Annotated in this window: 10 protein-coding genes; 6 read left to right on the top strand and 4 right to left on the bottom strand. The window is 72.0% G+C overall.

All coding sequences use genetic code 11. The features are described from left to right. Nucleotides 1–185: 185 nt before the first annotated feature. From ACFV61_RS19850 to ACFV61_RS19840, 3 genes are read right to left on the bottom strand one after another with little or no spacing between them, the layout of a single operon-like run. Nucleotides 186–1,262 (bottom strand): threonine aldolase family protein, encoded by a 1,077-nt coding sequence (locus ACFV61_RS19850; RefSeq protein ID WP_380492961.1) that lies wholly within the window; start codon nt 1,260–1,262, stop codon nt 186–188. Further along, nucleotides 1,259–2,017: an SDR family NAD(P)-dependent oxidoreductase gene (locus ACFV61_RS19845; RefSeq protein WP_107452964.1), complete on the bottom strand. Its 759-nt coding sequence runs from the start codon at nt 2,015–2,017 to the stop codon at nt 1,259–1,261. The genes ACFV61_RS19850 and ACFV61_RS19845 overlap by 4 nt, the downstream gene beginning before the upstream one ends. Beyond that, complete coding sequence (locus ACFV61_RS19840; protein WP_063350139.1) at nt 2,014–3,414, bottom strand: DUF6421 family protein; 1,401 nt, start codon at nt 3,412–3,414, stop codon at nt 2,014–2,016. The genes ACFV61_RS19845 and ACFV61_RS19840 overlap by 4 nt, the downstream gene beginning before the upstream one ends. A 490-nt stretch (nt 3,415–3,904) precedes the next feature. Here ACFV61_RS19840 and ACFV61_RS19835 point away from each other — a divergent pair, with 490 nt between their 5' ends. The 5 genes from ACFV61_RS19835 (at nt 3,905) to ACFV61_RS19815 (ending at nt 8,517) form a co-directional block, all read left to right on the top strand. After that, nucleotides 3,905–4,798, top strand: coding sequence for an ABC transporter substrate-binding protein (locus tag ACFV61_RS19835; protein WP_380492959.1), 894 nt, complete (start codon nt 3,905–3,907; stop codon nt 4,796–4,798). A 161-nt stretch (nt 4,799–4,959) separates the two neighbouring features. After that, nucleotides 4,960–5,781: an amino acid ABC transporter permease gene (locus tag ACFV61_RS19830; protein ID WP_244293715.1), complete on the top strand. Its 822-nt coding sequence runs from the start codon at nt 4,960–4,962 to the stop codon at nt 5,779–5,781. Then, complete coding sequence (locus ACFV61_RS19825) at nt 5,778–6,533, top strand: amino acid ABC transporter ATP-binding protein (protein WP_363377259.1); 756 nt, start codon at nt 5,778–5,780, stop codon at nt 6,531–6,533. The genes ACFV61_RS19830 and ACFV61_RS19825 overlap by 4 nt, the downstream gene beginning before the upstream one ends. 329 nt (nt 6,534–6,862) lie before the next feature. Next, nucleotides 6,863–7,429 carry a DUF5134 domain-containing protein gene (locus tag ACFV61_RS19820; RefSeq protein ID WP_063350136.1) on the top strand — a complete coding sequence of 189 codons (567 nt, stop codon included), beginning with the start codon at nt 6,863–6,865 and terminating at the stop codon, nt 7,427–7,429. A 140-nt stretch (nt 7,430–7,569) separates the two neighbouring features. Next, nucleotides 7,570–8,517 (top strand): M56 family metallopeptidase, encoded by a 948-nt coding sequence (locus ACFV61_RS19815; protein WP_380492957.1) that lies wholly within the window; start codon nt 7,570–7,572, stop codon nt 8,515–8,517. 110 nt (nt 8,518–8,627) lie between these two features. Here ACFV61_RS19815 and ACFV61_RS19810 read toward each other — a convergent pair whose 3' ends face one another. Continuing rightward, nucleotides 8,628–9,059, bottom strand: a complete 432-nt coding sequence (locus ACFV61_RS19810; RefSeq protein WP_380492955.1) for a MarR family winged helix-turn-helix transcriptional regulator — start codon at nt 9,057–9,059, stop codon at nt 8,628–8,630. Between the two features lie 87 nt (nt 9,060–9,146). On the opposite strand from ACFV61_RS19810, the gene ACFV61_RS19805 reads away from it, so the two are divergent. After that, entirely contained in the window at nt 9,147–10,661 is a 1,515-nt protein-coding gene (locus tag ACFV61_RS19805; protein WP_363377255.1) for an MFS transporter, read from the top strand. Nucleotides 10,662–10,817: the final 156 nt, after the last annotated feature.

Genomic DNA, 10,817 nt, shown 5'->3' with positions numbered 1-10,817 from the left:
TTTCGTGTTTCAAGCTTATCAGATGTTTTCCGCTCCGTTTTCCGGAGTTTCATTCATCGGAATTCGCTTTCCACTTGCCCCCGCTCTCTCGCGGCGACTCCGGAACTGTACGGGGACAGGCCCGCCACATGCAAATCGCCCCTGCCCGGGGTCCCGGGCAGGGGCGATCCGATGTTCAGGCGTCGTCAGACGCGGCCCATCTCCTCGACGATGGCCGCCACGAAGCCGTCGATGTCGGCCTCCGTGGTGTCGTACGAACACATCCAGCGCACCTCGCCGGTGTGCTCGTTCCAGAAGTAGAAGCGGTAGTGCTTCTGCAGCCGCTCGCTCACCTCGCGCGGGAGGATCGCGAACACCGCGTTCGCCTGGACCGGGCGCACGATCTCGACGCCGTCGATCCCGCGGACGGCCGCCTCCAGCCGGCTGGCCATCGCATTGGCGTGCCCGGCATTGCGCAGATAGAGGTCGCCGGAGAGCAGCGCCTCGAACTGGACGGAGAGGAAGCGCATCTTCGAGGCGAGCTGCATCGAGGTCTTGCGCAGGAACTTGATGTTCCGCACCCGCTCGGGGTTGAGCACCACCACGACCTCGCCGAGCAGCAGGCCGTTCTTCGTGCCGCCGAAGGACAGCACGTCGACGCCCACGTCCGTGGTGAAGGCGCGCAGCGGCAGGCCGAGCGCCGCGGCGGCGTTGGCCAGGCGGGAGCCGTCGACGTGGACGAGCATGCCGAGCTGGTGGGCGTGCTCGGTGATCGCGCGGATCTCGTCGGCGGTGTAGAGGGTGCCGAGCTCGGTGCTCTGGGTGATGGAGACCGCGAGCGGCTGCGCTCGGTGCTCGTCACCGAAGCCCCAGGCCTGCTTGTCGAGCAGCTCGGGGGTGAGCTTGCCGTCCGGGGTGGGGACGGTGAGCAGCTTGATGCCGCCCATCTTCTCCGGGGCGCCGCCCTCGTCCACGTTGATGTGGGCGGATTCGGCGGCGACCACGGCGCCCCAGCGCGGGAGCAGCGCCTGGAGGGCGACCACGTTGGCGCCGGTGCCGTTGAAGACGGGGTAGGCCTCGGCCTTGTCGCCGAAGTGTCGGCGGAAGACATCCTGGAGGTGGGCCGTGTAGTCGTCCTCGCCGTAGGCGATCTGGTGGCCGTCGTTGGCGAGGGCTATCGCGGCGAGGATCTCCGGGTGCACGCCGGCGTAGTTGTCGCTGGCGAAGCCGCGGACGGCGGGGTCGTGCCGCCGAACCGCGTCCGTACGGGTGAGGTCGGTCATCGGGCTGTCAGCCACAGGTGCTGTCCGTTCAGTTCTGCTGCGGGGCGGTCCCAGAGGCCCGCCAGGTGTCCGGCGAGGTCGGCGGTGTCGGTGAAGCCGGCGAACTTCGCCTCCGGCTTCTCGGCCCGCATTTCGGGGCTGACCAGCGCCTTGATGACCAGGATGGCAGCCGCCGCGGTGGGCTCGCCGTCGGGGGCGGTGGTCTCCTTCTTGAAGGAGTCGGCCATGGCGAGGGTCCAGGCCTCCGTGGCGGCCTTGGCGGCCGCGTAGGCGGCGCCGCCGGCGGTGGGCTTGTGGGCCGCGGCGGCGGAGATCATCGCGTAGCGGCCGGCGGAGCTGCGGACCAGGGCGGGCTGGAAGGCCAGCGAGGTGTGCTGGAGGGTGCGCACGACGGTGTCGTGCAGGAAGTCCCAGTCATCCAGGCGGGTGTCGAAGAAGGTCTTGCTGCCGCGCCAGCCGCCGACCAGGTGGAACAGACCGTCGACGTGGCCGTGCTCGGCCTCCAGGTGGTCGGCCCAGTCGTGGACCTCCTGCGGGTCGAGCAGGTCGATCACCTGTCCGCTGACCTTGGCCCCGCGCACGGCGATGCGGGTGGCGTCCAGCGCGGAGTCGAGGCGCTGGGCGTCGATGTCGGCACCGATCACGGTGGCGCCGTCGGCGGTGAGGCGGCGCAGCACCGCCTGGCCGGCCGGGCCGCTGGCTCCGGCGACGGCGATGACCTTGCCGGCCAGCGGGGACTTGGTGGTCGTGGTCACGCGGCGGCTCCCTGGATACCGGTGCCGGTGATGCCGGCGGTGGCGGCGATGACGCCGCCGAGCTTCTTGGACAGGGCCTCGTAGAACATGCTCAGCGGGAACTCGTCCGGGAGCACCGCGTCGCACAGCGCCTTGTTGAGGGCCTTGCCGTCGGTGATGTCGAGCGGCAGCGCGTCGGAGCCCTTCGCCCAGGTGGAGGCGGGGTGCGGGGTGAGATAGCGGGAGACCAGCTCGTAGGCGGCGATCCAGTGGGCCGGCTTGGGCCGGTCGATGCCGTCGCGGTAGAGGGTCTCGATCTCGGCGCAGAGCGCGTTGGTGACCTGCGGGGCCCGGTCCCAGTCGATGCTGAGGCGGTTGTCGCGCCAGCGCAGCGCGTCGTGCTTGTGCAGGTAGGCGAAGAGCAGCTGGCCGCCCATGCCGTCGTAGTTGCGGACGCGGTCGCCGCTGACCGGGAAGCGGAACAGACGGTCGAAGAGGACCGCGTACTGGACGTCGCGGGCGTGCGCGTTGCCCTCGGCCTCCAGTTTCACCGCCTCCTTGAAGGTGGTGAGGTCGCAGCGGAGCTCTTCCAGGCCGTACATCCAGAACGGGCTGCGCTGCTTGATCATGAAGGGGTCGAACGGCAGGTCGCCGTGGCTGTGGGTGCGGTCGTGGACGAGGTCCCACAGGACGAAGGTCTCCTGCGCGCGGTCCTGGTCCTTGAGCAGGCCCTCGGCGTCGGCCGGGATCTCCAGGCCGAGCTGCTGGACGGCGCTGGTGGTGACGGCGCGGAAGCGGGCCGCCTCGCGGTCGCAGAAGATGCCGCCCCAGGTGAAACGTTCCGGCGCCTTGCGCACGGCGACCGTCTCGGGGAAGAGGACGGCGGAGTTGGTGTCGTAGCCGGCCGTGAAGTCGGTGAAGGTGATCGGCACGAACATCGGGTTGTCGAAGCGGGTCCGCTCCAGCTCGGCCAGCCAGTCGGGCCACACGACGCTCAGCAGGACGGCTTCCAGGTTGCGGTCCGGGTTGCCGTTCTGCGTGTACATCGGGAAGACGACGAGGTGCTCCAGGCCGTCCTCGCGCTGGTCGGCGGGGTGGAAGGCGAGCAGCGAGTCCAGGAAGTCGGGCTCCCGGTAGCCGGTGTCGGCCCACTTGGCCAGGTCCGCGTCGACGGCGGCCAGGTAGGCGGCGTCGTGCGGGAACAGCGGGGCGAGCTCCTCGACGGCGCCGCGGACGGTGGCCACCAGCGGGTCGACGGTGTGCCGCTGGACGGCGGACAGGTCGATCGAGCCGTCCTTGGACTGCAGCGGGCGCAGCGTCTCGACGGCCTCCTTCAAGCGCAGCCAGGCCGGGTGGCCGGCGAGGGTCGAGACCGGGGCCTCGGCCGCCGCAGCGAGCCTTGGCGAAAGATTCTGCATCGGGGACTCACTTCGACAGGAGTTATTTCAACGGAGACACCATAAGTACGAAAGGTTCTCCTGTTCAAGGGGGTCGCGACCGACAAAGCTCCGGCGTGGCTCCGCCGAGGCCCGGGCGGGGCCCCGGGGCGCGGGCCCGCCGGCCGGGCGTCCGCCATGTGGACAGGGATCTGGATGTTCTGGACAGATGCACCGTCGGAATGCGAACCTCCCGCCATGCTCCCGGCGGTGATCACGGTGACCGAGTGCCACATCGGCCTGCTCCGGGTGCCCTCTCGTTGTCACGCCTGCTGTCGCGTGCGCGGCCTCTGCCGCCGCTGTCGCTGATCCGGCTCGGAGGGCACCGCGGACGCGGGCCCGTACGCCGACCATGCCGTGTGTGTTCCGGCGCCGCCACCGGGGGGAAGTGACCCGCCGGGCCCGCGGCCGGCCCCGGCCCGCCCCGTCGCCTCCCCTGTCCCGCCCTGCCCTTCCTCACTGGAGCCCTGCCATGACCATCCGCAAGCCGTCCGCCGCTCTGCCCCTCGCCGCGCTGCTCGCCGCGGCCGCCGCGCTGACCGCGTGCGCGCCGCAGGACGCCAAGTCCGACGGGGCCGCCGCCTCGGGCTCCTCGGATGCGGCCGGTAGCGCCGCGGGCTGCGCGCCGGGAGCGCTGGCGACCCGGACGGCGGGGACGCTGACCGTCGGCACCGACAAGCCCGCCTACGACCCGTGGTTCACCGAGGACAAGCCGGAGAACGGCAAGGGGTTCGAGTCCGCCGTGGCCTTCGCGGTGGCGGAGAAGCTGGGCTACCCCAAGGAGAAGGTCAGCTGGGTGGTCGCGCCGTTCGGCAAGGCCACCTCGCCGGGGGCCAAGGACTTCGACTTCGACATCAACCAGGTGTCCATCAGTGACGAGCGCAAGCAGGCCGTCGACTTCTCCTCCGGCTACTACGACGTGCGCCAGGCCGTCATCGCGTTGAAGAACTCCAAGGCGGCGGGCGCGAAGAGCATCGCCGACCTGAAGGGCGCCAAGCTGGGCGCGCAGGTCGGCACCACCAGCCTGGACACCATCACCAACACCATCAAGCCGAGCGTCCAGCCGGCCGTGTTCGACTCCAACGACCTCGCGAAGGCCGCGCTGAAGAACGGCCAGGTCGAGGCGCTCGTGGTGGACCTGCCGACGGCCTTCTACATCACCGGCGCCGAGGTGCCCGAGGCGCAGGTGGTCGGCCAGTTCGAGGGGGCGTCGAAGAGCGAGCAGTTCGGTCTGGTGCTGGACAAGGGCTCGAAGCTGACCGGCTGCGTGTCGCAGGCGGTGGACGCGCTGCGCTCCGACGGCACGCTCGCGAAGCTGGAGAAGCAGTGGCTCTCCGACGCCGTCTCGGCACCGGTGCTCAAGTGAGCGGCGACGCGGTGGCGGCCGGTCCGGCGTCGGTCGCCACGGGCCGGGGCGGGAAGAGCCTCGACGGGGATGACCTCGACGGGAAGGGTCGCGACGGGAGGGGCCGCGACGGCGGCGGGGGCAAGGGGGACGACGACGGCTACCGCCCCTCCGAACGACGGCTGGCACACGAGGCGTACCGGCGCGGCCGGGCCCGCCGGTCGGCGCTGACGGCCGCCGGGTCGACCCTGGCGATGGCGGTCGCGCTCTACCTGCTGGTCGTCAACTCCCCCGGCTGGGAGGTGACTCGGAAGACCTTCTTCAACGCCGACTACGCCCGCCAGGCGCTGCCCGAGGTGCTGACGGGGCTGCGGCTCAACCTGGAACTGATGCTCGGCTGCGGCGCGCTGATCCTGGTGTTCGGCCTGCTGCTCGCGGTGCTGCGGACGCTGCGCGGGCCGGTGTTCCTCCCGGTGCGGCTGCTGGCCACCGCATACGTGGACTTCTTCCTCGGGCTGCCGATGATCATCTGCCTGCTGGTGATGATCACCGGGGTGCCGGCGCTGCGGCTCAGCGGGGTGACCACCGATCCGCTGGTGCTCGGCGGGGCGGCGCTGGTGCTGACGTACTCCGCCTACGTGTCGGAGGTGTTCCGCTCCGGCATCGAGTCGGTGCACCCCAGCCAGCGGGCCGCGGCCCGGTCGCTCGGGCTCACCAACGCGCAGGCGATGCGGTACGTGGTGCTCCCGCAGGCCGTGCGGCGGGTCGTGCCGCCGCTGTTGAACAACCTGGTCAGCCTGCAGAAGGACACCGGGCTGGTCTCGATCGGCGGGGCGATCGACGCGGTGTACGCGGCCAAGATCATCGCGGCCCGGTCGTTCAACTTCACGCCGTACCTGGTGGCGGGGCTGGTGTTCATCGTGCTGACCATTCCGCTGACGCGGTTCGCCGACTGGCTGACCGCCCGGACGAACCGTCGGCAGTTCCAGGGAGGTGCGGTGTGAGCGGGGACGTGCTCCGGCTGGAGTCTGTGCGCAAGACCTTCAACGGCCAGGTGGTGCTGCGCGACGTGGGGTTCGCCGTGCCCGAACACTCGGTGACGGCGCTGATCGGGGCGTCCGGCTCCGGCAAGTCCACGCTGATGCGGTGCGTCAACCTGCTGGAGGGGATCGACGACGGGGCGGTCTTCCTGGACGGGGAGGAGATCACCGACCCGCGCGCGGACCAGGACGCCGTCCGCCGCCGGATCGGCGTGGTGTTCCAGTCCTACAACCTGTTCCCGCACCTGACCGTGCTGGAGAACATCACGCTCGCCCCGCGCCGGGTGCACGGACGGGGGCGGGCCGAGGCGGAGGCGGAGGCGCTGGGACTGCTCGACCGGCTCGGGCTGGCGGCCAAGGCGAAGGAGTACCCGGACCGGCTCTCCGGCGGACAGCAGCAGCGCGTCGCCATCGTGCGGGCGCTGGCCACCGGGCCCCGGCTGCTGCTGCTCGACGAGATCACCGCGGCGCTCGACCCGGTCCTGGTCGGGGAGGTGCTCTCGGTGGTGCGCGACCTCAAGGAGCAGGGGATGACGATGGTCCTGTCCACCCATGAGATGGGGTTCGCGCGCGAGGTGGCCGACCAGGTCTGCTTCCTGGACGACGGGGTGGTGCTCGAACAGGGGCCGCCGGAGCAGGTGTTCGGCGATCCGCGGGAGGAGCGGACGCGACGGTTCCTCAGCCGGGTCGTCGCCTCGGGGCGGCTCGCGGGCTGAGCGCCGGCCGGGGCGGCGGAGCGTGTGCCCGGTGGCTGCACACCGGGGAGCACCACTGTGCGCCCCGGTGCGCGCCCTGCCCGCGCCCCGGCCACAGCGGTGATCGTGGACAGGACGACCGTCCAGACCGCGGTCGGCGGGCGATGGTGTGGCGGGCTGCGGGCGAGGAGCAGGGGCGGGAGACAGATGTCGGCGAACAGATAACAGATGACGTTATCTGTTATCCGTTATCTGTTCGCTGACATCTGTCATCTGTCATCTGTCATCTGTTCGCCGCCCCCGCCACATCACCGCCGGCCGCCCGCCCCCGCCGCCCCGGGAGGCCGCCGTTGCACGGACCCTCGCTGATCAGCTGGCTGCTCGCGCTCCTCACCGCCACCGCCGGGGCCTACTGCCTCACCCGGCTGCGCCACTCCCCCTGCGCCGCCGGCACCACTCACCACTTCGGCGCCCGGCGCCTGCTCGCCCGGGAGTCCGACGCCGCCGAGGCCCTGATGGGGCTCGGCATGGCCGCCATGGCCGTGACCGGCGGCGCCGTCCCGGCCACTGTCTGGGCCTGGGTGTTCGGCCTCCCCGCCGCCGCCTTCCTGCTCGCCGCCGTACGCGCCCCGGCCCGCCGGGCACACCGGCTGCACCACGCGATCGGCGCGCTCGCCATGACGTACATGGCGCTCGCGATGACCGCCACCCCCGGCCATCACCACCACGCCGCCGACGCGGGCACGCCGCTGCTGACCGGCTCCCTCCTGCTCTACTTCGGCGCCTACTCCCTGTGGGCCGGCACCCGGCTCCTGCACACCCCCTCCGGGACCCTGGCACTCGGCACCGCCGGGCTGCCCCGGGCCTGCCGACTCACCATGGGCATCGGCATGTTCGCCATGCTCCTGACCATGTGAGCCCCGATCGATCCAAGACCCCATCCCTGACGTGGCGTTGGTCACTGGCCGGTCGAAAGCCGTTCCTCCGGAGGTCATCAGCGCATAGGTTGGCAGGGAGCGCGTTGTCGCGTTCCGTGCGTACTCGGGGAGCCCATGCGATGACTGCCCTGATCGGCCTGCTGCTGCTCGGACTGCTGCTCTCGACCGTCGCGCCCCGGCTGCTGGCCCGGGCCCGCTGGGCGGAGCGCGAACCGGTGCTGGCGCTGCTGGCATGGCAGTGCCTGGTGGTGGCCGTGCTGCTGTGCTGCGTCCTGGGCCTGCTGCTGGCCGCCTCCGCCGCGCTGCCCGAACTGCGCGCCCTGGTGTTCTCGGGCGCCCCGCACGGCGTCGAGGCCGCGTACGGCCTCCAGGACGCCGAGGGCTGGGGCCGGCTGTGCGCCGCGGTGCTGGCGGCGGGCGGCCTGCAGACGGTGCTGGCGCTCACCCGCGAGGTCCGTTCCGCGAAGGCGCTCCGCGACCACCGGCATGCTCAACTGACGGTCCGGGCACCGGAATTGCCGGAGGCCATCGCGGCCGCCCGCAGCCGCCGGGAGCGGCTGGTGGTGTTGGAGAACATCCGCCCGGAGGCGTGGTCGCTGCCCGGCCCGGACTCCCGCCTGGTGGTCACCACCGGCGCCCTCCAGCAGCTGACCGACCGGGAGTTGGCCGCTGTCCTGAGCCACGAGCGCGGGCACGTCCGGGCCCGGCACCACTGGCTCCAGCAGTGCGCCCAGGCGCTCGCCTCCGGCTTCCCCGGGGTCGGCGTGTTCAGCGCCTTCCGGGCCCAGGTGGAGGAGCTGGTGGAGCTGGCGGCCGACGACCGGGCCGCGCGCCGGCACGGCCGGCACACCACTGCCCTCGCACTGGCCGAACTCAACCTGGACCGCGGGGTGTTCGGCTCCTGCCCGCCCGGCCTGGCGCAGTCCCCGCGGCGAGTGGACCGGCTGCTCGCGGGCCGCCCGCGACTGTCCGTCCCGCACCGGCTGCGGCTCACCGTCGTCGCCCTCTCCGCACCCGCCGCAGCCGTCCTGCTGGCCGTCGCGCCGGGGCTGACCTCGCTCCTCTGAAAAGGGGCTCACCCCTCCGAAAAGGCCCAACCCAACCGCCAGCCCGCCGGATTGACGCCGAGTCAGGTTGCCGAAGGGGCAGTTTGCCGGCGGGACGGCTTGCCGGCAGGTCAGCTTGTCGGCGACTCGTCCAACGGCCCGAACGGGGCACCGAGGGTCAGTTCGAGCACCTCACGATGGAGCGGCCTGGCCTGCTCGTACCGCTCCCGACCGGTCCCGGTCAGGGTGATCACGATGGCCCGCCGGTCGCTCTCGCACATCGCCCGGGTGACCAGCCCGCCCTTCTCCAGGCGGGCGATCACCCGGGACAGCGCACTCTGGCTGAGGTGGACGGTGTGGGCCAGCTCCTGCGCCCGCAGCGCATGGCCGCCGCCCTGGCACCCCTCCACCAGGCGCTCCAGCACCTCGAACTCGCTCACGCCCAGCCCGCACTTGTCACCCAGCTCGCGATCGAGCATGCAGGCCGTGGCGGCATGCCGGGCCAGCAGGTCGCGCCATTGCGCAACGAGACCGGCCTCCGCCGGGGAGTCGAGATCAGCCACGGTGCCACCCTAGCATGTGCGCCGTAAAATTATGTGTTCACATCTTATTCATTTGCATTGAATGCACGCGCATGTACTGTCCTCCCCATGACCACCGCGACCGCCACGTCACCCGACGCCCCGTCAACCAGCGGGCTGAGCTGGACACCCCGCCTCTGGGGCACCCTGATCGTGCTCTGCGCCGCCATGTTCCTGGACGCCCTGGACGTCTCCATGGTCGGCGTCGCCCTCCCGTCCATCGGCTCCGAGCTGCACCTCTCCACCTCCGCCCTGCAATGGGTGGTCTCCGGCTACGTGCTCGGCTACGGCGGCCTGCTGCTGCTCGGCGGCCGCGCCGCCGACCTACTCGGCCGCCGCCGGGTCTTCCTGGTCGCCCTGGGCGTCTTCGCCGCCGCCTCGCTGCTCGGCGGCCTGGTCGACGACGGCGGGCTGCTGATCGCCGCCCGCTTCCTCAAGGGCGTCAGCGCCGCCTTCACCGCCCCGGCCGGCCTGTCGATCATCACCACGACCTTCGCCGAGGGCCCCGCCCGCAACCGGGCGCTGTCGATCTACACCACCTGCGGCGCCAGCGGCTTCTCGCTCGGCCTGGTGCTCAGCGGGCTGCTCACCTCGGTCGGCTGGCGCTGGACGTTCCTGATGCCCGTCCCGGTCGCGCTGCTCGCCCTGTTCTTCGCGGTCCGGCTGCTCCCCCGCCCCGCCGAGGAGCGCGCCAAGGGCGGCTACGACGTGCTGGGCGCGATCACCGGCACCGCGACCGTGCTGCTGCTGGTGTTCACCGCCACCGAGGCGCAGGGCGCCGGCTGGCTGAGCCTGCGCACCGTCGGCTCGCTGGTCGTGGTCGCCGCACTGGCCGCCGCCTTCCTGCTGGTGGAGAGCCGCACCGCCCACCCACTGGTCCGGCTCGGCATCTTCCGCAACGGCTCGGTCGCCCGGGCCAACGTGATCGCCTTCGCCATGGCCGGCGCGTACGGCGGGTTCCAGTTCGTCGTCACCCTCTACCTGCAGCACCTGCTGGGCTGGTCGGCGCTGCAGATGGCCCTCGGGCTGCTGCCGGCCGGCGCCTTCATCGCGCTCTCGGCACCGTTCATGGGCCCGATCGTGGACCGCTTCGGCACCGGCCGGCTGCTGCCGATCGGCCTGCTGGCCCTGGTCGGCGCGTTCGCGCTGTTCCTGCGGCTGGACGAGCACAGCTCGTACGTGGGTCTGGTCCTGCCCTCGATGCTGCTGCTCGGCGTGGGCTTCGCGCTGGCCTTCCCCTCGGTGAACATCGCCGCCACCGACGGCGTGGGCGACGACGAGCAGGGCCTGGCCTCCGGCCTGGTCAACACCGCGATCCAGGTCGGCACCGCGGTGGTCCTGGCCGGCGCGACCGCGATGATCACCGCTGGCAGTGCCGGCGGTGACAGCCCGCAGGCGCAGCTGGACGGCTACCGGCCGGCCCTGGTGTTCGTCGCGGCGGTCGCGCTGTTCGGCCTGCTGATCGCCGCGGTGGGCGCCCTGGTCGACCGGCGGCGGAAGTCGGCTCCCGCGCCGGTGCCGGACTACGATTACCCCTCGGTCGGGTCGAGCGCGGCGCGGACCGAAGTCCTGACCAACCGCTGACCGTCGACCGCCACCCGGGCCGGCCCCCGGCCCCCGCCGTCGGACAATGGCGCCGGGGGGCCACCAAACCCCCGTTGGGTGTGTGGGGCGCGTGGGGGCGTCGGGGCGCCGCGCGCGCCCCCCCCGCGCGGGGGGTCTGTGCGGTGAGACCCGCGC

The organism is Kitasatospora sp. NPDC059817, from assembly GCF_042731835.1.
Taxonomy (GTDB): Bacteria; Actinomycetota; Actinomycetes; order Streptomycetales; family Streptomycetaceae; genus Kitasatospora.
The sequence above is the reverse complement of the archived record's forward strand: the minus strand, read 5'-3'. Positions and strand labels throughout refer to the sequence as shown.